General features: G+C 67.7%; 21 protein-coding genes. 7 read left to right on the top strand and 14 right to left on the bottom strand.

Annotation, left to right across the window (positions count from 1 at the left end):
• The first annotated feature begins 27 nt into the window (after positions 1 to 27).
• Genes FAZ98_RS04255 through FAZ98_RS04240 form a run of 4 tightly spaced genes read left to right on the top strand, consistent with a single transcriptional unit; the run spans position 28 to position 4,259 of the window.
• Positions 28 to 1,347 (top strand): aromatic ring-hydroxylating dioxygenase subunit alpha, encoded by a 1,320-nt coding sequence (locus FAZ98_RS04255; protein WP_158949094.1) that lies wholly within the window; start codon positions 28 to 30, stop codon positions 1,345 to 1,347.
• Between the two features lie 14 nt (positions 1,348 to 1,361).
• Positions 1,362 to 1,835: an aromatic-ring-hydroxylating dioxygenase subunit beta gene (locus FAZ98_RS04250; RefSeq protein ID WP_158949092.1), complete on the top strand. Its 474-nt coding sequence runs from the start codon at positions 1,362 to 1,364 to the stop codon at positions 1,833 to 1,835.
• A gap of 20 nt (positions 1,836 to 1,855) precedes the next feature.
• On the top strand, positions 1,856 to 3,481 hold the full coding sequence (locus tag FAZ98_RS04245) for an AMP-binding protein (RefSeq protein ID WP_158951864.1): 1,626 nt from the start codon (positions 1,856 to 1,858) through the stop codon (positions 3,479 to 3,481).
• Between the two features lie 19 nt (positions 3,482 to 3,500).
• Positions 3,501 to 4,259 (top strand): SDR family NAD(P)-dependent oxidoreductase, encoded by a 759-nt coding sequence (locus FAZ98_RS04240; RefSeq protein ID WP_158949090.1) that lies wholly within the window; start codon positions 3,501 to 3,503, stop codon positions 4,257 to 4,259.
• Between the two features lie 103 nt (positions 4,260 to 4,362).
• On the opposite strand, the gene FAZ98_RS04235 is transcribed toward FAZ98_RS04240, so the two are convergent.
• The 14 genes from FAZ98_RS04235 to FAZ98_RS04170 all read right to left on the bottom strand — a co-directional run bounded on the left by FAZ98_RS04235 (position 4,363) and on the right by FAZ98_RS04170 (position 19,867).
• Entirely contained in the window at positions 4,363 to 4,887 is a 525-nt protein-coding gene (locus FAZ98_RS04235) for a MarR family winged helix-turn-helix transcriptional regulator (protein WP_158949088.1), read from the bottom strand.
• A gap of 93 nt (positions 4,888 to 4,980) precedes the next feature.
• Positions 4,981 to 7,629, bottom strand: a complete 2,649-nt coding sequence (locus FAZ98_RS04230; RefSeq protein ID WP_407672035.1) for an ABC transporter permease — start codon at positions 7,627 to 7,629, stop codon at positions 4,981 to 4,983.
• Positions 7,626 to 8,240 carry a DUF4126 domain-containing protein gene (locus FAZ98_RS04225; protein WP_158949086.1) on the bottom strand — a complete coding sequence of 205 codons (615 nt, stop codon included), beginning with the start codon at positions 8,238 to 8,240 and terminating at the stop codon, positions 7,626 to 7,628. Before FAZ98_RS04225 ends, FAZ98_RS04230 begins: the two co-directional genes overlap by 4 nt.
• A gap of 234 nt (positions 8,241 to 8,474) precedes the next feature.
• Positions 8,475 to 8,795, bottom strand: a complete 321-nt coding sequence (sugE, locus tag FAZ98_RS04220; RefSeq protein WP_158949084.1) for a quaternary ammonium compound efflux SMR transporter SugE — start codon at positions 8,793 to 8,795, stop codon at positions 8,475 to 8,477.
• Positions 8,796 to 8,935: 140 nt separating this feature from the next.
• Entirely contained in the window at positions 8,936 to 9,634 is a 699-nt protein-coding gene (gene kdpE / locus FAZ98_RS04215; protein ID WP_158949082.1) for a two-component system response regulator KdpE, read from the bottom strand.
• A complete protein-coding gene (locus FAZ98_RS04210) occupies positions 9,627 to 12,500 on the bottom strand; it encodes a sensor histidine kinase (RefSeq protein WP_158949080.1) in 2,874 nt (957 codons plus the stop codon). The genes kdpE and FAZ98_RS04210 overlap by 8 nt, the downstream gene beginning before the upstream one ends.
• Before the next feature lie 129 nt (positions 12,501 to 12,629).
• On the bottom strand, positions 12,630 to 13,208 hold the full coding sequence (kdpC, locus tag FAZ98_RS04205) for a potassium-transporting ATPase subunit KdpC (protein WP_158949078.1): 579 nt from the start codon (positions 13,206 to 13,208) through the stop codon (positions 12,630 to 12,632).
• Positions 13,209 to 13,236: 28 nt separating this feature from the next.
• Complete coding sequence (kdpB, locus tag FAZ98_RS04200) at positions 13,237 to 15,339, bottom strand: potassium-transporting ATPase subunit KdpB (protein WP_407672034.1); 2,103 nt, start codon at positions 15,337 to 15,339, stop codon at positions 13,237 to 13,239.
• A 26-nt stretch (positions 15,340 to 15,365) separates the two neighbouring features.
• Entirely contained in the window at positions 15,366 to 17,171 is a 1,806-nt protein-coding gene (gene kdpA, locus FAZ98_RS04195; protein ID WP_158949076.1) for a potassium-transporting ATPase subunit KdpA, read from the bottom strand.
• Complete coding sequence (locus FAZ98_RS04190) at positions 17,168 to 17,260, bottom strand: potassium-transporting ATPase subunit F (RefSeq protein WP_158949073.1); 93 nt, start codon at positions 17,258 to 17,260, stop codon at positions 17,168 to 17,170. Before FAZ98_RS04190 ends, kdpA begins: the two co-directional genes overlap by 4 nt.
• The gene (locus FAZ98_RS04185) at positions 17,257 to 17,373 is read right to left on the bottom strand and encodes a potassium ABC transporter ATPase (protein ID WP_158949071.1); all 117 of its coding nucleotides are present in this window, start codon (positions 17,371 to 17,373) and stop codon (positions 17,257 to 17,259) included. The genes FAZ98_RS04190 and FAZ98_RS04185 overlap by 4 nt, the downstream gene beginning before the upstream one ends.
• Positions 17,374 to 17,593: 220 nt before the next feature.
• Positions 17,594 to 18,568: a quinone oxidoreductase family protein gene (locus FAZ98_RS04180; RefSeq protein WP_158951861.1), complete on the bottom strand. Its 975-nt coding sequence runs from the start codon at positions 18,566 to 18,568 to the stop codon at positions 17,594 to 17,596.
• Between the two features lie 72 nt (positions 18,569 to 18,640).
• Positions 18,641 to 19,030 carry a methylglyoxal synthase gene (locus FAZ98_RS04175; RefSeq protein WP_158949069.1) on the bottom strand — a complete coding sequence of 130 codons (390 nt, stop codon included), beginning with the start codon at positions 19,028 to 19,030 and terminating at the stop codon, positions 18,641 to 18,643.
• A gap of 57 nt (positions 19,031 to 19,087) precedes the next feature.
• Entirely contained in the window at positions 19,088 to 19,867 is a 780-nt protein-coding gene (locus FAZ98_RS04170) for an SDR family oxidoreductase (protein WP_158949067.1), read from the bottom strand.
• Between the two features lie 393 nt (positions 19,868 to 20,260).
• Between FAZ98_RS04170 and upp the strand changes: the two genes are divergently transcribed.
• The 3 genes from upp to purD all read left to right on the top strand — a co-directional run bounded on the left by upp (position 20,261) and on the right by purD (position 23,614).
• Positions 20,261 to 20,911, top strand: a complete 651-nt coding sequence (gene upp / locus FAZ98_RS04165; RefSeq protein WP_158949065.1) for a uracil phosphoribosyltransferase — start codon at positions 20,261 to 20,263, stop codon at positions 20,909 to 20,911.
• 584 nt (positions 20,912 to 21,495) lie between these two features.
• Entirely contained in the window at positions 21,496 to 22,224 is a 729-nt protein-coding gene (locus tag FAZ98_RS04160; protein WP_158949063.1) for a YebC/PmpR family DNA-binding transcriptional regulator, read from the top strand.
• Between the two features lie 115 nt (positions 22,225 to 22,339).
• Complete coding sequence (purD, locus tag FAZ98_RS04155; RefSeq protein WP_158949060.1) at positions 22,340 to 23,614, top strand: phosphoribosylamine--glycine ligase; 1,275 nt, start codon at positions 22,340 to 22,342, stop codon at positions 23,612 to 23,614.
• The last annotated feature ends 478 nt before the right edge of the window (positions 23,615 to 24,092 follow it).

Here is a 24,092-nt window from a genome sequence, read left to right as displayed (position 1 = left end):
CACGCCCTTTCCCCACGGGAGATTCCCATGCCACGCTACCGCGAAGATCACGCCGCGCTCGCGGCGCTCGTCGAACCGGACCAGGTTCACCGCGACGTCTATCTCGACCAGGAAGTGTTCGATCTGGAAATGGAGCGACTATTCAGCCGCACTTGGGTCTATGTCGGCCACACGAGCCAGGTGCCGAACCCAGGCGATTACCTCACCGTCGATATCGCGAAGCAGCCGCTCGTGATGGTGCGCCAGGCCGACGGCAGCATTCGCGTGCTGATGAACCGCTGCGCACATAAAGGCGCCAAGCTCGTGAGCGCGCCCGCCGGCAATACCGGCAAGTTCTTTCGGTGTCCGTATCATGCGTGGACCTACAGGACCGACGGCAAACCGCTCGCCATTCCGCTCAAGAACGGCTACGAAAACACGCGCCTTGGCGAATGCCCCTCGGGCCAGGGCCTCAGCGCGGTCGGCAACGTGGAAACCTATCGCGGTTTCGTGTTCGTGCGGCTCGCCGAGGCCGGCCCGTCGTTCAGCGAGTATTTCGGCGACTCGCTTTCGTCCATCGACAACATGGCCGACCGCTCGCCCGAGGGCGAACTCGAAATCGCGGGTGGTTGCCTGCGCTACGTGCACAACTGCAACTGGAAGATGTTCGTCGAGAATCTGAACGACACGATGCATCCCATGGTGGCGCACGAATCGTCGGCGGGCACGGCGAAAAAGCTCTGGGAAGGCAAGCCCGCCGACGAACCCAAACCCATGGCGATCGAGCAGTTCGTGCCCTTCGTTTCCGACTACGGTTTCTTCGACGGCATGGGCGTGCGCGTGTTCGACAACGGCCACAGTTACACGGGCGTGAACTTCTCGATTCATTCGAGCTATGCGTCCCTGCCCGAATACGAGCAACAACTCGTGAACGCGTGGGGCGAAGAAAAAGCGAAAAGCGTGTTGGGCACCTCGCGGCACAACACGGTGTACTACCCGAGCCTCACCATCAAGGGCGCGATTCAGGCGATCCGCGTGGTGCGCCCGCTCGGCCCCGACAAAACGGTGATCGAGTCGTGGACGTTTCGTCTCAAGGGCGCGCCCGACGCGCTGCTGCAACGCACGCTCACCTACTCGCGCCTCATCAATTCGCCGATGTCGGTGGTGGGCCACGACGACCTGCATGCGTATCGCGCGATCCAGGAAGGACTCGCGGCAAACGGCAACGACTGGGTGAGCCTGCACCGCGACTATCGCCCCGACGAAGCCGGCGCCAAAGACCTCACGGTGAACGGCACGAGCGAAATCTCGATGCGCAACCAGTTCCGCGCATGGGCGCGCTACATGACGCCGCCCGCGCAAGCCTGACGAGGAGCCCTTCGATGACGACCTCCAACGACAACCTGATCGACTTCGTCTACCGCGAAGCGCGCCTCATCGACGAAAAACAGTTCGACGCGTGGTACGAACTCTTCGCCGAAAACAGCCTCTACTGGATTCCGCTCGCACACGGCCAGCAGGACGGCCTCAACCACGCCTCGCTGATGTATGAAGACCGCTTGCTGCTGAAGCTGCGTATCGAGCGCCTGAAGCAGCCGCGCGCCTATTCGCAACAGCCCGAGAGCCGCTGCCAGCACGTCCTGCAACGCCCGGAAATCGAAGCCGCCGATCCCGACGGCTATCGCTTGCGCACGCCGTTCTTTTACGCCGAAGCGCGCGGCGACGAACAACTCGTGTTCACCGGTGTCGTGCGCCACCATCTCGTCGATGAAAACGGCGCGCTGCGCATGCGCGAGAAGCGCATCGAACTGCTCAACTGCGACGCGGCGCTGCCGTCCGTCCAGCTTTTCCTGTGAGGCCCACGGTGAGCGACACGCTGTCTTTTACGTCCGTGCACGCCGCGTTCGCCGCGAGCGCCGCGCGCTTCCCCCAGCATGACTTTCTTGTCGTGCTGCCCGAAACGGCCGCGCTCTACGGCATCGAGGCCCAGACGCTGCGCTACGGCGCAGCGCAGGTTCAAATCGAGGCGCTGATCGCGCGCTATCGCGCGGCGGGCTTCGGCTTCGGGCATCGCGCGGGCCTCATGCTCGAAAACCGGCCCGCGTTCTTTCTGCACTGGCTCGCGCTCAACGCGCTCGGCGTTGCCGTGGTGCCGCTCTCCACGGAATTGCGCGCCGCCGAACTCGAATACATCACGGGCCACAGCGAACTCGATCTCGCGATCGCCCCCGCCGCCCGCCATGACGACCTGCGCGCGGCGGCGCGAGCGGCGAATCGCATCGTGATCCTGAGCGATGCCGCCCGCGACCCGACGATTGCTCAAGCCGCCACGGCCGCCCGCGACGGCGCGCCGACGATCGACACCGAATGCGCGCTGCTCTACACCTCGGGCACGACCGGCCGCCCGAAAGCCTGCGTGCTGGCGAACGAGTACTTTCTGCTCGCGGGCGTCTGGTACAACCGCATCGGCGGCCTGTGCGCGCTGCGCGAAGGCAGCGACCGCCTCATCACGCCGCTGCCCATGACGCACATGAACGCCATGGCCTACTCGACGATGGCGATGATCCTCGCGGGCGGCGCGATCGTCGCGCTCGACCGCTTTCATCCGCGCACATGGTGGGACAGCGTGCGCACCTCGCGCGCGACCATCATGCATTACCTCGGCGTGATGCCCGCCATGCTGCTCACCGCGCCCGAACACGCCGAAGATCGCGTCCATGACGTGCGCTTCGGCTTTGGCGCGGGCGTCGACAAAACCTTGCATGCGCGCTTCGAAACCCGCTTCGGCATTCCGTTGCTCGAAGCGTGGGCGATGACGGAAACGGGCGCGGGCGCCGCGGTGATCGCGAATCACGAGCCGCGCAACGTGGGCATGTCGTGCTTCGGCCGGCCGGAGCCGGAACTGGCGATACGGATCGTCGACGAACAGGGCGCCGAAGTCGATCACGACACGCCCGGCGAACTGCTCGTGCGCGCGAACGGCGCCGAGCCGCGCCGTGGTTTCTTCCGCGAATATCTCAAGGATGCCGAAGCAACGGCCGCCGCATGGGAAGACGGCTGGTTCCATACGGGCGACATCGTCAGGCAGGACGCGCAGGGCCAGCTGTATTTCGTCGATCGCAAGAAGAACGTGATCCGGCGCAGCGGCGAAAACATCTCGGCGGTCGAAGTGGAAAGCGTGCTGCGCCGCCATCCGCTCGTTGCCGACGTGGCGGTGGCCGCCACGCCCGACGCGGTGCGCGGCGACGAAGTGCTGGCCTGCGTGATCGCGCGCGAGCCTTTTTCCGCCGAAGCGCGCGAGCGCACCGCCATCGAATTGACGCAGCTCTGTCTCGCGCAGCTCGCGTATTTCAAGGCGCCGGGCTATGTGGCGTTCGTGGAGGCGCTGCCGCTCACCGGCACGCAGAAGGTGCAGCGCGCGACGCTCAAGGAACTCGCGCGCACGCTGCCGGGCGCGCCGCACTGCATCGACACACGCGCGCTCAAGAAGCGCCAGGATTAACGCTGAAAGGATCGACACGATGCAAACCAGCACGATACAAGCGGCGAAACACGCGGCAAAACAGGCAGCGATCGTCACCGGCGGGAATGCGGGCATTGGCCGCGCGATCGTCGAGCATCTGCTCGAAGCGGGTTACGACGTCGTCTCGCTCGACCTGCGCAGCAGCGCGCCGGGCCACGCGCGCCTGCACACGATGGAAGTGGATCTTTGCGACGCTGACGCCACGCGCGCGGCCGCCGCCGAGATCGCCGCGCGACACGGCCCCACGACGCTCATCCACAACGCGGGCGTGATCCGCCCCGCGCTGCTCGCCGACGTCGCGCACGCCGATCTTCTCGCGCTCACGAATCTGCACCTCGCCGCGCCCGTGACGCTCGCCCAGGCAATGCTGCCCGCCATGCGCGAGGCGCACTTCGGCCGCCTCGTGCTGATCTCGTCGCGCGCGGCGCTCGGCCTCGCCACGCGCACCGCGTACTCGGCGACCAAGGCGGGCATGCTCGGCCTCGTGCGCACGTGGGCGCTCGAACTCGGCCCGCTCGGCGTGACCGCCAACGCCATCGCGCCCGGGCCGGTCCAGACCGACATGTTCCACGCCGTGGTGCCGGCGGATAGTCCCAAAGTCGCGCAGATCGCCGCCGGCATTCCGGTCGGCCGGCTCGGTCAACCCGACGACATCGCGCGCGCCGCGATGTTTTTCGCGGCGCCGGAAAACGGCTTCGTCACGGGCCAGACGCTCTATGTGTGCGGCGGCACGAGCACGGGCAGTCTCGCGCTTTGATGCGCTTTGATGCGCTTTGATGCGAGCGGCGCGCGGCTAGCGGTGCGCGGCGCGCGGCTAGCGGCTAGCGGCGCGTGCGTGTCGTATCGACGTGACCAGGACGTTATTTCGTATGTTGCGCGATCAACTGGCGCAACACGTCGATGAACACCTGGGTGGTTTCCGCCGGAAACGGCAGCAGCACCGAAGCCTCGTGCTCCAGCGCGAGCGCCACGAGTTCGGCGGCCAGCGCGGCGCCCTTCGGCGTGAGCGCGACGAGCGTGCGGCGGCGGCTCGCCGGATCCTCCTGGCGCACGACGAGCCCCGCCGCTTCCATGCGGTCGATGAGCTTGCTCACGGTCGGCTGCTTCGCGAGGATGAAGCGGCCGAGATCGCCCATCGGCAAGGCGCCGTCGGAGAGACACGCGAGCACGCGCCACTGCAGCGCGGGAATTTTCTTGCGCGCGAGCGTGGCGTGGAATTCGTCGGAGATCAGGCTGCTGGCGCGCGCGAGCAGCGCGGCCAGATACGTGTCGAGAAAGCGCGCGGGCGTGGCCTCGCGCGCCTGCGGGTTGGCGTCTGGCGTGGCGTCTGGCTGGCTGGCGCCGCCGGCCTTGGCGCGGCGCGGCCTGGTCGTTTCGGTGGTCATGGCAGCGGCATCATACACGCAGCGAGACTTGCGCCGAACCGCACGCCGTTCGCGGCAGACCGCCAGCTACGCGCGACCGCCCCGCCACCGGCATCACGCGTCGCGCAACGACTGCAACGCGGGCCGCGCGAGCACGTGGCGCAAGCTGATCCAGCCACCCACGCCCGCGCACAGCACGCCCGCCGCGATTCCCGCCGGCACGAGCCACGGGTCGAACGCGAGATAGAACTGGAACACGCGGGTGGCGAGCACGGAGCCGACGATCTGCGCGCCCACCGCCGCCATGAGCCCCGCGAGCGCGCCCACGGACAAGAACTCCGCGACCTGCACCGCGCGCACCTGCCGGTGCGAGGCGCCCAGCGCGCGCAACAACGCCGACTCGCGCATGCGTTCGTCGCGCGTGCCCGCGAGCGCCGCGTACAGCACCAGCACGCCGGCCGCGAGCGTGAAGATGAACAGAAACTGCACCGCGCCGATCACCTGTTCGAGCACGCGCTCGATCTGCGCGAGGATCGGGGCGATGTCGATGGCGGTCACGTTCGGATACTTCGCGACCAGGCCGTCGACCACGCCGCGCTGCGCGGGCGGCAAGTGGAAGCTCGTGATGTAGGTGGCCGGAAAATCGTGCAGTAGCGCGGGCGGCATCAGCACGAAGAAGTTGACCTTGAACGAGCCCCAGTCGAGCTTGCGCACGCTCGTCACGGGCGCCGTCACTTCGAGACCCGTCACGTCGAACTTGAGCACGTCGCCGGGCTTCACGTTGAGGATCTTCGCGAGTCCTTGTTCGATCGAAAGCTGCGGCGCGCTCGAATCGCCATACCACGTGCCCGCTTCCAGACGGTTGTCGTCGGGCAGCTTCGTCGTGTAGGACAGGTTGAATTCGCGATCCACGAGGCGGCGCGCCTGCTCGTCCTTGTATTGATCGGGATTCACGTCGCGGCCGTTGATGGCGATCAGCCGGCCGCGCACCATGGGTTCGAGCGCGGGCGCGCCCGTTTTCTCGTTGTCGCCGTCGCGAATGCCGTGCGCGGCGAGCCACGCGGCCACGGCATCGCGCTGATCGGGCTGAATGTCGATGAGGAACTCGTTGGGCGCGTCCGGCGGCGTGGATTTGCGCCAGCCTTCGACGAGATCGTTGCGCGTCATCGCGATCAACAGCAGGCACATGAGGCCGATGGCGAGCGCCGTGATCTGCAGCGCGCTCGCGCCGGGCCGCCGTTCGAGCGACGCCAGCGCATAGCGCCAGCCCACGCCCGCGCGCCCCTGCCCGGCAAGGCGCTCGCTGCGTGCCACGCGCGCGGCGCACCACAGCGCGAGCCGCGCCACGCCCGCGAACACCAGCAAGCCGATGGCGAAGCCGCCCGCCACGATGCCGCCGAGCTTGAGGTCGCCCGCCGCGATCACGAGCAGCGCCGCGAACAGCACGATGCCGATGCCATAAGCGGCCCACGCCGCGCGGCCCTCGTCGCCCCATTCGCGGCGCAGCACGCGCACCGGCGGCACGCGCGTGAGCGGCAACAGCGGCGGCAGCGCAAAGCCGAGCAGCAGCACGAGACCCGTCGCGATACCCTCGATGGCCGGCAATGGCCCCGGATACGGCAAGACCACGTCGATCAGATTGCCGAGCCAGGCGAGCAGCGCGAGATGCCCCGCGTAACCGAGCGCCACGCCGATCGCGCCGCCCACGAGCCCGAGCCCCGCGAACTCGAGCACGAACAGCGTACGCAGCGTGCGCTGGCTCGCGCCGAGACAGCGCATGGCGGCGCAGGCGTCGAGATGGCGCCGCGTGTAGCGATGCGCGGCCATCGCGATCGCCACGGCCGCGAGCAGCGCCGTCAGCAGCGAGACCAGCGTGAGAAAGTGGCGCGCGCGGTCGAGCGTCTGGCGCACCTGCGGCTGGCCGTCCTGGAGCGATTCGAGCACGACGCCGCGCATCTTGCCGCCATCGACCTGCGCATGCGAGAACGCGGCGAAGCGCGCGACATTCGCGTCGGCGCCGGCCACCAGCAGCCGGTAAGTCACGCGGCTGCCATAGCCGATCAGGCCCGTGGACGCGATCTCGTCGGCGCGGATCATCAGCCGCGGCGAGAAGTTGACGAACGAGAAGCCGCGATCGAGTTCGCGCGTGATGATCGCGTTGATGGTGAAAGTGCGCGTGCCGACCTTCACCGGATCGCCAACATGGAGCTTGAGCGCGTCGAGCAATTCGTCGTCGACCCAGACCGTGCCGGGCGGCGGCAAACCCTGCGCCTCGCGGTCGGGCGCGCCCGGTTTATCGGCGATACGCAGCGCGCCGCGCAACGGATAGCCCGCCGAGACGGCCTTGACGGCCGAGAGGCGCGTGGGCGTTTGCCCGGCGGCGTTGGCCTTGGCCGCGCTCACCATGCTCGGGAAGATCGCCGTGGTGGCCGTATTCAGCGAGAGCGATTTCGCCTCGTTCGCGAACGCGGGATCGACGGGATGATCGGCGCGCACGATGAAGTCGGCGGCGATCATGCGGCGCGCATCGCGCTCCAGCCCGCGCTGCAGGCGATCGGCGAGAAAACCCACGCTCGCGAGCGCCGCCACGGCGAGCACGAGCGCGAGCAGCAGCATCGTGAGTTCGCCGGCGCGCCAGTCGCGCGCGGTCATTTGCGTGGCGAGGCGGACGAGATCGGACCAGGAAGGCGTGGAGCGCGGCGCCGCGCGAGCGGCTTCAGGCGCGGCGTGGGACGGCGATGAAGAAGGGGAAGAACCGCTCAATCGTGGCGCCCTCGCAAGGAAAGTCGCGACACCATGTGCGTCGCCATGCCGCGGAAACCGCCCTGCACGCCGCGCCACAAGCGCGGCAGCGCCCACGTGGCCAGCGCCAGAAAGCCCACGATCATCACGAGGAACAGGAGCGGCACGAAGAACGCGAGCAGCACGCCGACGAACGTGAGGCCGTCTTCGGCGCTGGATGTGACCACGTTCGAAACGGGTTCCGGCGACAGATTGATGAGCGCGCGCGTGCCCGCCTTGGCGAGATGCGCGGTGCCGGCGAGCGTACCGCCCGCGAGTGCGGCAACGGTCAGCAGCGCGGGATCGGCGTGACCGAGCGCGCCGGCCGCGAGCATGGCGCCGGCGGGAATGCGAATGAAGGTATGGACCGCGTCCCACAACGAATCGAGCGCGGGCACTTTATCGGCGAGAAATTCGAGCACCGCGAGCGCACCGGCAATGCCGATCACCCACGGCGACGCGAGTACCAAAAGCGTGTCGGGGAGATGGATGAGGCCGAGGCGCTGCAGCACGCCGGCCATCAGCACGGTGAGATAGAGGCGCAGGCCGCTGCCCCAGGCAAGTCCCGCTGCGAGCGAAAGTGGTTCCAGCATGGCTGCCTCCTCGCGCGGCGCGGCCGGGGCGCCGCTCCGCTGAGCCGGTGGGGAGCGGGCGCTGCCTTGGCAGGCGCACGCGCTCGCCGCACAAGCGGCGCGGAGTGTTATCGGGTTATGACGATCTCATTATAGCCACGCTCGCTGCTGCGCCGCGGCACTGTTGCGCACGCGCGCCACACGCCGGAGGCCATACGGCACGCGTACGCGGTGAAACCGCCCACTTCGACGCACTCAGACCGCGGAACTCAGCTTCAGGCCGATGAGCCCGAGCACGATCAACGCGGCACTGGCGATACGCGCCGCGCTCGCGGCTTCGCCCATCATGACGATCCCGAACACGAACGCGCCCACGGCGCCTATGCCGGTCCACACCGCATAAGCGGTGCCCAGCGGCAACTGGCGCATGGCCATGGCGAGCAGCACGAAACTGCCGAGCGCCGTGACGAGCGTGAACACAGACGGCCAGAGCCGCGTGAAGCCTTCGGAGTATTTGAGACCCGCGGCCCATGCCACTTCGAGCAGGCCGGCGATCAAGAGGAGAAACCAGGACATGAGAGACGCTCCATTCTAAAAATGGGGCCGTCCCCGACGTGAAAGATGAGGTGCAAGGTCGTCCTTACAGTTCGTAAGTATAGCACTACCCTCGCATCGGTGTCGCCAACCACGCACCACGGCGGTGCGCGATCGGACCCTTACTGCACGCCCACGAGCCGATAACCCACGCCCGTTTCGGTGACGATGTGCTCGGGCTGCGCCGGATCGCGTTCGAGTTTCTGCCGCAGATGCGCCATGTAGATGCGCAAATAATGGCTGCTCTCCACGTGCGACGGCCCCCACACCTCGCGCAGCAACTGGCGATGCGTGAGCACGCGTCCCGCGTCGCGCACGAGCGTCGCGAGCAGGCGGTATTCGATGGGCGTGAGATGGACGGGCGCGCCGTCGCGGGTGACCTGGCGCAGGCCCAGATCGACATTCACGGCGCCGAAGTTCACTTGCGGCGCCTCGTTCGCGCTGCTGCGATTGCGCCGCCGCAGCTGCGCGCGAATCCGCGCGAGCAATTCGGACACGCCAAACGGCTTGGTGAGGTAATCGTCGGCGCCGGCGTCGAGCGCGGCCACCTTCTCGGTTTCCTGGGTGCGCGCCGAGAGCACGATCACGGGCAGATCGCTCCAGCCGCGCAGTTCGCGGATCACGTCGAGACCGTCGGTGTCGGGCAGGCCCAGATCGACGATCACGAGGTCCGGCTTGCGCGTGGCCGCTTCCACCAGCCCCTGCTTGCCCGTTTCGGCGTCGTGGACCACCATGCCTTCGCCTTCGAGCGAGGCGCGCACGAATCGGCGGATCTGTTTTTCGTCTTCGATCAGGACGACGCAGACGCTCGGATCACTCATGAGTCGGTTTGGGGGCGGCGGGTTGATCGGCGGGAACGCTGGCTTCGGGCGAAGGCGCGGGCGCATCGACATCGACATCGGCGATATCCGCCGGCAGCGGCGGCGGCGCTTCCACGGGCAGCATGAACCAGAACGACGCGCCTGCCACGCGGCCCTCGGCATTCAGCCGATTGGCCGCGCCGATTGTACCGCCGTGCGCCTCCACGATCGCCCGGCAGATCGCGAGCCCAAGCCCGATGCCCGGCTTCGCCGACTCCTTCTCGCCGCGCGTGAACTTCTCGAACACGCGCTCGCCCATGGCGGGCGGCAGGCCCGGTCCTTCGTCGTCGATGGAAACGCGCACGAACGGCGCACCGCCCTCTTCGACGCCACGCGCGGCGATCGTGAGCGGCGTGGCGGGCGGCGTGTACTTGGCCGCGTTTTCGAGCAGATTGGCGAACAGGCGCTCCATCAGCACGGCGTCGAGCTGCAGGAGCGGCAAGCCCGCTTCGAGCTGCACGCGCACGGGGTGTTGCGCGAGCACGCGGCGGCACGCGGCGAGCGCCGCGCCCACGGTTTCCTCCAGCAGCGTCCAGTGGCGATTGAGCTTGAGACTGCCCGCCTGCAGGCGCGCCATGTCGAGCAGATTCGTGACGATGCCGGTCATGCGCAGCGCCTCGTCGTGGATCGCCTCGATCAGCTCGCCTTCGCGCGGGTCGCGCGCCTCGGCCGGTTCGTGGGTTTGCGCGAGCATCGACGAAAACCCGACGATCGCCGTGAGCGGCGTGCGCAAGTCGTGCGAGATCGCCGAGAGCAGCGAGTTGCGCAGGCGCTCCGACTCCATGTTGACGAGCGCGTCGCGCGCGATATCGACGTAATGCACGCGTTCGAGCGCGAGCGCGATCTGCGCGGCGAACGCGTCGAGCATGCGCTGCTGCTCGGGCACCTGCAGCTCGCCCCGTTCCTGCGCCTCGCGCGGCATCACGGCGAGCACGCCGCGCGTGCGCATGGGCGCCTTGAGCGGGAGGTAGCGCGCGGCGGCGGCGGGCAAGGTGTCGGTGCCGCGTCCCGCCGGTTTCTGCTGGTCGTAGACCCACTGCCCCACGTCGATGTCGAGATGCGCGGCGTCGAGCATGATCTGCGGATCGGGTTCCTCCACCTTCTGCTGGACCTTGTCGGCGCTGTCGGGCAACAGCAGCGCCACGCGCGCGCCGAACACTTCGCTCACGTGCCGGCCGCCGATCGCGACGATCTGCTCCGTGGTGAGCGCGGCGGCCAGTTCGCGCGCCATCGCGTACATCGCGCCGGTGCGTTGTTCGCGGCGTTGCGCGACGCTCGCTTCGCGGCGCAGGCTCGAGGTGAGATGGCTGATGACGAGCGACGTGAGCAGCATGCCGACGAAGGTCAGCAGATATTGCGTGTCCGTGACCGAGAGCGACATGCGCGGCGGCACGAAGAAAAAGTCGAACGCGGCCACGCTCGCGAACGACAGCATCACGCCGGGACCGCGGCCGAGTTTCGCCGCCGCGAAGATCACGCCGAGCAGGTACAGCATGACGAGATTCGTGAGGTCGATGTGGTCGATCAACTGGCTTGCGACCAGCGTCACGCACGCGCAGATCACGAGCGCCGCCGCGTAGGCGCGCGCGGGCGAACGCGCCGGACCGCCCGCCGCCAGCGCATCGCGCCAGGCATTGGCGGCGCGCGCGGCGGCGGGCGCCGCGCTGCGCTCAGCCGCCGCGCCGCCCGTGTTTTCGTTCGCGCGCACGAGCGTGAGGTCGACGTCGCCCGCCTGTTCCGCGAGCCGTTCGCCGAACGGCCGCTTGAGCCAACGCGAGACTCCTGTGCGCAACGAGCCGCCCGCCACGAGCTTCGGGACATTGCGCAGCCGCGCGTAGCCGACCAGCGTGGCGGCGGCGTCCTCGCCCGCGAGCGTGACCGTTTCCGCGCCCAGTTCCGCCGCGAGCTTGAGCGCGCCGAGCGGACGCTCGCGCAGCGCGTCGGGCAGGCGCTGGAGCCGGGGCGTTTCCACATACACGGCGATCCAGTCGGCGCGCAGGCTCGCCGCGAGACGCGCGGCCGCGCGCACCAGGGCGTTCGCCTCCGCGCCCGGCCCCACGCAGACGAGCAGCCGCTCGCGCGCCTGCCACACGCGCTGGATGGAGCGGTCGGCGCGATACTCGCGCATCTGCGCATCCACGCGGTCGGCCGTGCGCCGCAGCGCGAGTTCGCGCAGCGCGATCAGGTTGCCCTTGCGAAAGAAGTTGCGCACCGCCCGCTCGGCCTGCGCGGGCAGATACACTTTGCCGTCGCGCATGCGTTCGAGCAGTTCTTCGGCGGGGAGATCGACGAGCGTGACTTCGTCGGCGCGATCGAACACGCGGTCGGGCACGGTCTCCATCACGCGGATGCCGGTGATCTGACCGACCACGTCGTTGAGGCTTTCGAGGTGCTGCACGTTGACGGTCGTGTACACGTCGATACCCGCGTCGAGCAGTTCGACCACGTCCTGCCAGCGCTTCAAATGGCGCGCGCCCGCGAGATTCGAGTGCGCGAGTTCGTCGACGAGCATCAACTGCGGCTTGCGCGCGAGCGCGGCGTCGAGATCGAATTCGTCGAGCGTGCGCCCGCGATACGCAATGCGCTGGCGCGGCAGCACGTCGAGCCCTTGTGTGAGCGCGGCGGTTTCGCTGCGGCCGTGAGTTTCGACGATACCCACCGCGACGTCGACGCCTTCGTCGGCGAGCCGGCGCGCGGCCTGCAACATCGCATAGGTCTTGCCGACGCCCGCCGACGCGCCGAAGAAAATCTTCAGCTTGCCGCGGCGGCGTTTTTCTTCGTCGCGTTGCAGGCGATCGAGCAGTTCGTCGGGATCGGGGCGATTCATGCGGATTCGATGGGGTTGCGCGAATGACAGCGCGCCACGAGCGATCGTCTCACCGTGGCGCGTATTTGGCAAACGAGGTTGCGCGCCGCGCGCCGGTTGCGAGCGCGGCGCGCGAGCGACAGGTCACGCTCAACTCGCGGTTTTGCCGTCGAGCGCGAGATTGAGTTCGAGCACGTTCACGCGCGGCTCGCCGAGGATGCCGAACTGGCGCCCCTTCGTATAACGGTCGACGAGCGCCTGCACGTCGTTCGCGTGCAGATGGCGCGCCTGCGCGACGCGCGCGACCTGATACGCGGCGGCGGCCGGCGAAATCTCGGGATCGAGACCGCTGCCCGAGGAAGTCACGAGGTCGGCGGGAACGGGCTGCGAGACGTCGGTGCCCGCGGCCTTGAGCGCGGCGATACGGCCTTTCGCCTCGTCGGCGAGCGCGGGATTGGTCGGGCCGAAGTTCGAACCCGACGAGCCCTGCGCGTTGTACGGCATCGGCGAGGTGGCCGAGAGGCGGCCCCAGAAGTACTGCGGCGCGTCGAACTGCTGACCGATCAGCGCGCTGCCCACGACCTTGCCGTCCGCCACCACGAGGCTGCCGTTGGCCTGGCGATGGAACACGGCCTGGCCGAACGCGGTCATCACGCCCGGATACACGAGCCCCGTGACGACCGTGAGCACGGCGAAGATCACGAGCAAGGGACGAATCTGCGATTTCATTTCGGTTTCCTTATTTTGCGTGGACGTCTTACACCCAGCCGAACGCGGCGAGCACCACGTCGATCAGCTTGATGCCCACGAACGGCACGACAATGCCGCCGAGGCCGTAGATCAGCAGATTGCGGCGCAACAGGATCGCCGCGCCGAGCGGCCGGTATTTCACGCCCTTGAGCGCGAGCGGAATCAGCAACACGATGATGAGCGCGTTGAAGATCACCGCCGAGAGAATCGCCGAGGCTGGCGTGGCGAGATGCATCACGTTGAGCGCGTTCAATTGCGGATACGTGGTGGCGAACGCGGCCGGAATGATGGCGAAGTACTTGGCCAGGTCGTTGGCGATCGAGAACGTGGTGAGCGAGCCGCGCGTCATCAGCATCTGCTTGCCGATCTCGACGATCTCGATGAGCTTGGTCGGGTTCGAGTCGAGATCGACCATGTTGCCCGCTTCCTTCGCGGCCTGGGTGCCCGTGTTCATCGCCACGGCCACGTCGGCCTGCGCGAGCGCGGGCGCGTCGTTGGTGCCGTCGCCGGTCATCGCCACGAGCTTGCCTTGCGCCTGATGTTCGCGAATGGTCGCGAGCTTGGTTTCGGGCGTGGCTTGCGCGAGGAAGTCGTCCACGCCCGCCTCGGCGGCAATCGCGGCGGCGGTCAGGCGGTTGTCGCCCGTCACCATCACGGTCTTGATGCCCATCTTGCGCAACTCGGCGAAGCGCTCCTTGATGCCGCCCTTCACCACGTCCTTCAGTTCGATCACGCCCAGCACGCGCGCCGCGCCGCCCTGCTTTTCGGCGACCACGAGCGGCGTGCTGCCGCGCCGCGCCACGTCATCCACGGCGTGATCGACTTCGCCCGGGAAACGGCCGCCGTTGGCTTCGACGTAGTTTTTCACGGCGTCGGCGGCGCCCTTGCGGATCTCGCGGCCGGCGAGATCGACGCCGCTCATGCGCGTTTGCGCGCTGAACGCGAGGAAGGTCGCCTGCAACGCGTGCATGTCGCGCTGGCGAATATTGAAGCGCTGCTTCGCCAGCACGACGATGCTGCGGCCTTCGGGCGTTTCGTCGGCGAGCGACGAGAGTTGCGCGGCGTCCGCGAGCGCTTCCTCCGTCAAGCCCGGCGCGGCCACGAACTGCGACGCCTGGCGGTTGCCGAGCGTGATCGTGCCGGTCTTGTCGAGCAGCAGCACGTCCACGTCGCCGGCCGCTTCCACGGCACGGCCCGAGGTGGCGATCACGTTGGCCTGCATCATGCGGCTCATGCCCGCCACGCCGATGGCGGAAAGCAGCCCGCCGATGGTGGTCGGAATCAGGCAGACGAGCAGCGCCGTGAGCGCCGTGATCGTGACCACGTGCCCCATCTTCGCGGCCTCGACGGAAAACATCGAGAACGGCAGCAGCGTGGCCGTGGCGAGCAGCAGCACGATCGTGAGCGCCACGAGCAGGATCGTCAGCGCGATTTCGTTCGGCGTTTTCTGGCGCTTCGCGCCTTCGACCATCGCGATCATGCGGTCGAGGAACGCTTCGCCGGGATTCGCCGTGACCTTCACGACGATCCAGTCGGAGAGCACGCGCGTGCCGCCCGTCACCGAAGAAAAGTCGCCGCCTGACTCGCGGATCACCGGCGCGGATTCGCCCGTGATGGCCGATTCGTCCACCGAGGCCACGCCCTCGACCACTTCGCCGTCGGCGGGAATCGTGTCGCCGGTTTCGACCAGCACCACGTCGCCGCGCCGCAGGTCGGAGGCCGTCATGATGCGGATCGGCGCCTTCGGATGCGGCTCGTTGAGCTTCTTCGCCATCACGTCTTTCTTCGCCTGGCGCAGCGAGGCCGCCTGCGCCTTCGAGCGCCCTTCCGCGAGCGCTTCGGCGAAGTTCGCGAACAGCACCGTGAACCACAGCCACAGCGTGACCGCGAGAATGAAGCCCGAAGGCGCCTCGGCCTGACCCGCGAGCGCGGCGATCCAGAGGATCGTCGTGAGCACGCTGCCCACGTAGACGCAGAACATCACCGGGTTGCGCAACTGCGTGCGCGGGTTGAGTTTCCTGAACGCGTCGACGACGGCCGGACGCACCAGCGACGGGTCGAACATCGAACGCGTTGCACTATGCTGCTGATTCATTTTCGTTTCGCTCATGTTGCTCATGTTGCGAGGTTCCCCGTTCAGTGCACGCCCATCATGATGAGATGCTCGACGCCGGGCCCGAGCGCGAGCGCGGGCACGTAGGTGAGCGCGCCAACGAGCAGCACCGTGCCGAGCAGCAGCACGACGAAGAGCGGCCCGTGCGTGGGCAGCGTGCCGCCCGTGACCGCGATGCGCTTCTTCGCGGCGAGCGAACCGGCGATGGCGAGCACCGGCACGATGGTGCCGAAGCGGCCGAACCACATGGCGATGCCGAGCAGCCAGTTGTAGAACGGCGTGCTTACCGTGAGGCCCGCGAAGGCGCTGCCGTTGTTGTTGGCGGCCGAACTGAACGCGTAGAGGATTTCGGAGAAGCCGTGCGCGCCGGGGTTGGCGATGCCCGCCTTGCCCGCGTCGGCGAGCACGGCGATGGACGTGCCCACGAGCACGAGCAGCGGCGTGAGCAGCACGACGATCGACACCATCTTCATCTCGAACGCCTCGATCTTCTTGCCCACGTATTCGGGCGTGCGGCCGATCATGAGCCCCGCCACGAACACCGCGAGCAGTGCGAACACGAGCATGCCGTAGAGCCCCGAGCCCACGCCGCCGAAGATCACTTCGCCGAGCTGGATGAAGAGCATCGGCACGAGGCCGCCGAGCGGCGTGAGCGAGTCGTGCATCGCGTTGACGGCGCCGCACGAGGCCGCCGTGGTGGTGACGACGAAGAGACCCGTTTGCGCAATGCCGAAGCGCGTTTCCTTGCCTTCCATGTTGCCGCCGGCCTGCCACGCGCTCGCCTGCTGATCGACGTTGAGCGACGCGTAGAGCGGATTGCCCGCCTGCTCCGCCTGCAATTCGCAGCCCACGGCCACCACGAACGCGATCGTCATGACCGCGAGCACGGCAATGCCTTGCCGCCGGTCGCCCACCACGCTGCCGAACACGAGACACAACGCCGCCGGAATGATCAGGATCGCCAACATTTCCAGCGTGTTCGCGAACGGCGTGGGGTTTTCGTAGGGATGCGCGGAGTTCGCGTTGAAGAAGCCGCCGCCGTTGGTGCCGAGCATCTTGATCGCTTCCTGCGAGGCGACCGGGCCCATCGCGAGCGTTTGCGACGTCACTTTCGTGTCGACGGTCACGGCGTTGCCCTGCGCGTCTTTCACCGCGTTGCCTTGCGCGTCGAGTTTGGGCGCCGCGTAGGTGGTGGTTTGCAGCACCGGCACGTCCTCGTAGGACTTGAAGTTCTGGATCACGCCCTGGCTCATGAGCAACGCCGCGACCACCGCCGACATCGGCACGAGGATGTAGAGCGTGGTGCGCGTGAGATCGACCCAGAAGTTGCCGATGGTTTGCGCCGAGTGCCGCGCGAAGCCGCGAATCAGCGCCATCACCACGACGATGCCGGTGGCCGCCGAAAGGAAGTTCTGCACCGTGAGGCCGAGCATCTGCGCGAGATAGCTCAGCGTTTGTTCGGGCGAGTAGTCCTGCCAGTTCGTGTTGGTGACGAAGCTCACGGCGGTGTTGAACGCGCCGTCCGAGGTCATCGCGCTGAATTGTTGCGGATTGCCGGGCAGCCAGCCCTGCACGCGCAGCAGCACGTAGAGAAAGCCCACGCCGAGCACGTTGAACGAAAGCGTGGCGAAGGCGTAGCGCTTCCAGTCCATTTCGGCTTGCGGATCGACGCCGGCCAGGCGATACAGCGCGTTTTCGAGCGGCGCGAACAGGCGCACGACGCGCGAACGTCCGTCGAATACGCGCGCGATATAACCCGAGACAGGCACCGCGAGCGCGAGCAGGACGACGAGAAACACGCCCGACTGAAGCAAGGTATTGGCGTTCATTCGATGTCCTCCGCGCGCAGCAGCGCATGGACGAGATAGACGAACAGCAACGCCGTTGCCGCGCCCGCCAACCACAGAATCCAGCTCATGAGCGCGCTCCCCGATCGCCGCGGCGGAACTGCATCAGCTTCGCGCAGCCCGCAACCAATGCGTAAGTGAGCGCCGCGAACACCGCCAGGCCCCCGATATACAGCACATCCATTGTCGTTTTCTCCATTCACGGACGGATGGCTGCAAGGTAAGGGTTATCGCGTTAATTCCGGGTTAAAGGTTTCGGGGCGGGTGTAAAAATCGCGTAAACGACGAGTCAAGTACGAATCAAGCACGAATCAGGCGCGAATCGAGCGCCCATGAAAAAAGGCACGCAACGCCTGAACGTTGCATGCCTTCGGAAACCGCAATGACCGTTTCGATACCGCGCGTTACGGCAACAGAATCGTCGACCCCGTGGTCTTGCGCGCTTCGAGGTCGGCGTGCGCCTGGCCGACGTCCTGCAACGCATAGCGCTGGTTGATCGACGTCTTCACCTTGCCCGACGCCACCATCTCGAACAGCTCGGCGGCGTTCTCCTCGTAAGCGGCGCGCTTCGCGATGTAGGTGAACAGCGTGGGCCGCGTGAAGAACAGCGAGCCGCGCCCCGCGAACTCCGAGGAATCGACCGGCGGCAACGGCCCCGACGCATTGCCGAAGCTCACGAACATGCCGAGCGGCGCGAGGCAGTCGAGCGACTTCGTGAAGGTGTCCTTGCCGATCGAGTCGTACACCACGGGCACGCCCGCGCCGTGCGTGATCTCGCGCACGCGCGCCGTGAAGTCCTCGCGGTTGTAGTTGATCGGGTGATCGCAGCCGTGCGCCCGGGCGATTTCCGCTTTCTCGTCGGAGCCGACCGTGCCGATCACCGTTGCGCCCAGCGCCTTCGCCCACTGGCACACGAGCAGGCCCACGCCGCCCGCCGCCGCCTGGATCAGGATCGTGTCGCCGGGCTGCACGCGGTACGTGCGGCGCAGCAGGTATTGCGCGGTCAGGCCTTGCAGCATGAGCGAGGCGGCGTCTTCGTCGCTGATCGTGTCGGGCAGCTTGATGAGCTGGTCGGCGCGCAGCACGCGCTCCTGCGCATAGGCGCCCGGCGGCCGCGCGACATACGCCACGCGATCGCCCGCCTTGAGCGAGGTCACGCCCGCGCCCACGGCCGTCACCTCGCCCGCCGCCTCCATGCCGAGCCCGGCCGGCAGCGACTGCGGATACAGCCCGGTGCGGAAATACACGTCGATGTAATTGAGGCCGCAGGCGGTCTGGCGCACGCGCACCTCGCCCTCGCCGGGCGCGCCCACTTCGACGTCCACCCACTTCATCACCTCGGGACCGCCGGTCTGGTCGTATCGGATTGCCTTCGTCATCATGTCTCCTTGCTTCGCAATGCGGGTTGGCGATGGTTCAATTCACAGTGTGTCGATCGATGCCCCGGCGGCTCAGATCACGCTCTTCATGCGCAGCGTGAGCACGTCGAGAATCATGCGCGCCGTGGAGATGTTGGTCGCGCAGGGAATGTCGTGCACGTCGCACGCGCGCACGAGCGCGTTGATGTCGGGTTCGTGCGGCTGCGGCGTCATGGGGTCGCGCAGGAAGATCACCACGTCGAGATTGCCTTCGGCGAGACGCGCGCCGATCTGCAGGTCGCCGCCGTGCGGGCCCGAGAGCATGCGCTCGACGCTCAGGCCGTGCGCGGCCTCGATGCGCGAGCCGGTCGTGCCGGTCGCGATGAGTTCGCATTGGCGCAGCGTGTCGACGTACTCGCCGGCCAGCTTGACGATGTCGTCTTTCTTGTGATCGTGCGCGATCAGTGCGACGCGGGTGGACATGACGTGGGTCTCCTTCCTTGTGTAGGCGATGAGTGCTGCGTGTCGGTGCTGCGGTGTTCAGAACGTGCCGGGGAACGCGCCGCCATCGATCAGCCAGTTCTGCCCGGTGATATAGCCGGCGTGCACGCTGCACAGGAACGCGCAGGCGCGGCCGAATTCGTCGGGCGTGCCGAGGCGGCCGGCCGGGATCGACTTGAGACGGCGCGCGCGCACGTCGTCCTGGGACAGGTTGGAGGCCTTGGCCTGCGCCACCATGGTCGCGCGAATGCGGTCGGTGTCGAACGAGCCCGGCAGCAGGTTGTTGATCGTCACGCCGGTGGACGCCACCTGGCGCGCCACGCCCGCCACGAAGCCCGTGAGCCCCGAGCGCGCGCCGTTCGACAGACCGAGCACGTCGATGGGCGCCTTCACCGAGGAACTCGTGATGTTGACGATACGGCCGAAGCCGCGCGCCGACATCGCCTCGATGGTCGCCTGGATCAGCGCGATCGGCGTGAGCATGTTGGCTTCGAGCGCGGCGATCCACGCTTCGTGCGTGTAGCTGCGGAAGTCGCCCGGCGGCGGCCCGCCCGCGTTGTTGACGAGAATGTCGGGCGCGGGGCACGCGGCGAGCGCGGCCGCGCGGCCCGCTTCCGTGGTGATGTCGCAGGCCACGGCCTGGACCGCGACGCCCGTGCTCTGGCGGATCGCCTCGGCAGTTTCCTCGAGCGTCTGCGCGGTGCGCGCGACGATCGTCACGTTGACGCCCTCGGCGGCGAGCGCCTCGGCGCAGCCGCGCCCGAGTCCCTTGCTGGCCGCGCATACCAGCGCGGAGCGTCCTGCGATGCCCATGTCCATCGTGTGTGTCCTTTACGTGCGTGACCTTCGTGGGGCGATGCGGGCGCCGCGCGCCGCCGATCGCCGGGGAGTGTTTTGCGATTCTAGAAGAATCGCGCGCACTGCGTGGCGCACTGCGTGGCGGACCGCGGGCGGACGGCGGCAGGATCGCGAGCCCGGCGCCCGGCAGGTTCTCAAACGCGGCACCCAGTCAGCCCCGCACTTACCGGTATACTTGCGGATGTAGCGCGGCCCGGCGCTCCCGCGAGTCAAGCCTTCCAGTCTTTGTGCCGCGCGCGGCGGGCCGCGCCCGCCGTCACCGCGCGGCCGGGCGGGCCTACCGCCTCGCTCCGGATCACGCGGCCCGCGGCACCACCGACACCCCGAATTCCTTGCAGCCTCGTGCGCCCCGCCATGAAACAGGACAGCCGTTTCCCGAATCTTTTCATCCTCGATCACCCGCTGATCCAGCACAAGCTCAGCCACATGCGCGACCGCGACACGTCCACGCGCACGTTCCGCGAGCTGCTGCGCGAAATCACGCTGCTGATGGGCTATGAAATCACCCGCGATCTGCCGATGGCCACGCGCCGCGTGCAGACGCCGCTCGTCGAGATCGAAGCGCCCGTGATCGCGGGCAAGAAGCTCGCGATCGTGCCCGTGCTGCGCGCCGGCATCGGCATGTCGGACGGCCTGCTCGAACTGGTGCCGTCGGCGCGCGTGGGCCATATCGGCGTGTATCGCGCGGACGACCATCGCCCGGTCGAATATCTCGTGCGCCTGCCCGATCTCGAAGACCGCACCTTCATTCTCTGCGATCCGATGGTCGCCACCGGCTACTCGGCGGCGCACGCCATCGACGTGCTCAAGCGCCGCGGCGTGCCCGGCGAGCGCATTCTGTTCCTCGCGCTCGTGGCCGCGCCCGAAGGCGTCGAGGTGTTCCAGAAGGCGCACCCGGACGTGAAGCTCTACGTCGCCTCGCTCGACTCGCACCTGAACGAGCACGCGTACATCATCCCGGGCCTCGGCGACGCCGGCGACCGTCTGTTCGGCACCAAGAACTGAGCGTGCCGCGCCGGTGCGCCGCCGCCTCGGCCGGGTGCCGGGCCGCGGCGGCGCGATTCCGGCGCCCGCCCGCCTCACGGGCCTTCCGCGTGCCTTTCGCGTGCTTTTCGCGGCGCGCTCGCACCCTCGCCTCGCGCCATTTTTCGTCGTTTCCCCCCGCCGATCCCGCCCCGAACCGGTTCGTCGCCGCCCAATCGCGTAGGCAGGCGAAGCCGGACCGTCCCGGCGTGATAAAATTCAGATCCTCCTGAACGGGCGTCCGCTTTGGCCCGCTTCGTTCCGATGCGCGCCCGCGCGGCGCGCTCGGCCAAGCGACTGGCAGATAAGCGGCATGAGCCGAACGGCGCCGCGCCGATCCGCGGCCCGCTTCGCGCGGACGGGCAGGACATTCAAAGGCACATCGCATACGCGCAGCACACGTCGCACCGGCCTCGCCGATTCCCGGAATCGCGAGACCCGCGAACCGTCGCGCGTGCGCGCGGCCTTGAAGCGCGGCGAAAGCGCGTGAAAGCAGCGCGCGAACGCGCATCGACAACAGCACACTGGTTACTGCATGCGCCCTCGCGCGTGCGACGGAGAAAGGTATGGCGGGACATTCGAAATGGGCCAACATCAAGCACAAGAAAGCCGCTGCTGATGCCAAGCGCGGCAAGGTCTGGACGCGGCTCATCAAGGAAATCCAGGTCGCGGCGCGCATGGGCGGCGGCGACGCCGACACGAACCCGCGCCTGCGTCTCGCCGTCGACAAGGCGTACGACGCCAACATGCCCAAGGACAACATCAACCGCGCGATCCAGCGCGGCGTGGGCGGCGTGGACGGCGCGAACTACGAGGAAATCCGCTACGAAGGCTACGGCATCGGCGGCGCGGCCGTGATCGTCGACACCATGACGGACAACCGCACCCGCACCGTGGCCGAAGTGCGCCACGCATTCTCGAAGTTCGGCGGCAACATGGGCACGGACGGCTCGGTCGCCTTCATGTTCGATCACGTGGGCCAGTTCGTGTTCGCGCCCGGCACCCCGGAAGACGAACTCATGAACGCCGCGCTCGAAGCGGGCGCCGACGACGTCGTGACCAACGAAGACGGCTCGATCGAAGTGGTCTGCCCGCCGTTCGAGTTCCCGAAGGTCAAGGCCGCGCTCGAAGCCGCGGGCTTCAAGGCGGAAATGGCCGAAGTCACGATGAAGCCGCAGAACGAGGTCGAATTCACGGGCGACGACGCCGTGAAGATGCAAAAGCTGCTCGACGCGCTCGAGAACCTGGACGACGTCCAGGACGTGTACACCAACGCGTCGATCGCCGGGGAATAAGCGTCGGCGAGCGGCTTTCGGTCCGCACGATTTTCACGGCCAGCTCGAACGTCTTGCGCCTCGCGCGGCGTGCTGGCCGCAACGGTTTCTGGTTTCAGGTCTTTCGGGGATTCACATGAAGTTACTCGTCGTCGGTTCTGGCGGCCGCGAACATGCGCTGGCATGGAAGCTCGCGCAGGCGCAGCGCGTTCAGCTCGTCTACGTCGCACCCGGTAACGGCGGCACCGCGCAGGACGAGCGGCTCGCCAACGTCGACATCACGGACATCCACGAGCTGGCCGACTTCGCCGAGCGCGAACAGATCGCCCTCACCGTGGTCGGTCCGGAAGCGCCGCTCGCGGCCGGCATCGTCAACGTGTTCCGCCAGCGCGGCCTGAAGGTGTTCGGCCCCTCGAAGGAAGCGGCGCAGCTCGAAAGCTCGAAGGACTTCGCCAAGGCGTTCATGAAGCGCCACAACATCCCGACCGCCGCCTACGAGACCTTCTCGGACGCGACGGCCGCGCACGCCTATGTCGATCAGAACGGCGCGCCCATCGTCATCAAGGCCGACGGTCTCGCCGCGGGCAAGGGCGTGGTCGTGGCGATGTCGCTGGAAGAAGCGCATCAGGCCATCGACATGATGCTCGCCGACAACAAGCTCGGCGACGCCGGCGCGCGCGTCGTGATCGAGGAATTCCTCGCGGGCGAGGAAGCCAGCTTCATCGTGATGGTCGACGGCAAGCACGTGCTCGCGCTGGCGTCGAGCCAGGACCACAAGCGCCTGCAGGACGCCGATCAAGGCCCGAACACGGGCGGCATGGGCGCTTACTCGCCCGCGCCCATCGTCACGCCGCAACTGCACGCGCGCGTGATGCGCGAGATCATCCTGCCGACCGTAGCGGGCATGGAGAAGGAAGGCATCCGCTATACGGGCTTCCTCTACGCCGGTCTGATGATCGACGCGCAGGGCAACCCGAAGACGCTCGAATTCAACTGCCGCATGGGCGACCCGGAAACGCAGCCGATCATGGCGCGCCTGAAGGGCGACTTCTCGAAGGTCGTCGAGCACGCCATTGCCGGCACGCTCAACCAGGTCGAGCTGGAATGGGACCGCCGCACGGCGCTGGGCGTGGTGCTGGCCGCGTACAACTACCCGGAAACGCCGCGCAAGGGCGACCGTATCAGCGACATCCCGGCGGAAACGGCCGATTCGGTCACGTTCCACGCGGGCACGCAGATCGTCGACGGCAAGCTCGTGACCGCGGGCGGCCGCGTGCTGTGCGTGGTCGGTCTGGCCGATTCCGTGCGCAGCGCGCAGAACGTCGCGTACGAAACCGTGAACCGTATTTCGTTCGACGGCATGCAGTATCGCCACGACATCGGCTATCGCGCCGCTGGGCGCAAGCAGTAAGCGGCACGCGCGCGGCGCGTCGGTCCGGCGTGGACGCCGGGTCGCGCGCCGCGCGGTTTTTTTGGGGCGCGAGTCGGGGCGATGTTCCGGCTGCTGGCGGCGGCGCGAAAGTTGCGCCGCCGGATTGTGCCCCGTTGTGCCGGGTGGCTTCGATTGCGTGCGAATCGTGCAAATCCGTGCGGATCTTGCCTGGTGCGCGAATAGCCGATACGAACCGCGCCTCGACATGCCCGTGCGTTGTCCCGAGCCGGTGAGGCCGCGAAGCGCGCCATATCGGCGTGCAGCGATGCGGCGGCGGGCGATCCCGGCTGTTAGTTGCACGCCATGACGGCGCGGCGATCGGCCATCTGGACGATCGATACCCTGCCAGCGCCGCGAAGCGCGGGCGACAGCGCCGCCCGGCACCGGACGAATGCCGCACCGCGCACCGGCGGGCGCCGCGGCGATCGGCGCTACACTGCCGCTAACGCTACAGCAA

The organism is Paraburkholderia acidisoli, from assembly GCF_009789675.1.
In the GTDB taxonomy this organism is placed as follows: Bacteria; Pseudomonadota; Gammaproteobacteria; order Burkholderiales; family Burkholderiaceae; genus Paraburkholderia; species Paraburkholderia acidisoli.
Note: the sequence above shows the minus strand (reverse complement) of the source record. Positions and strands in the feature narration are given on the sequence as shown.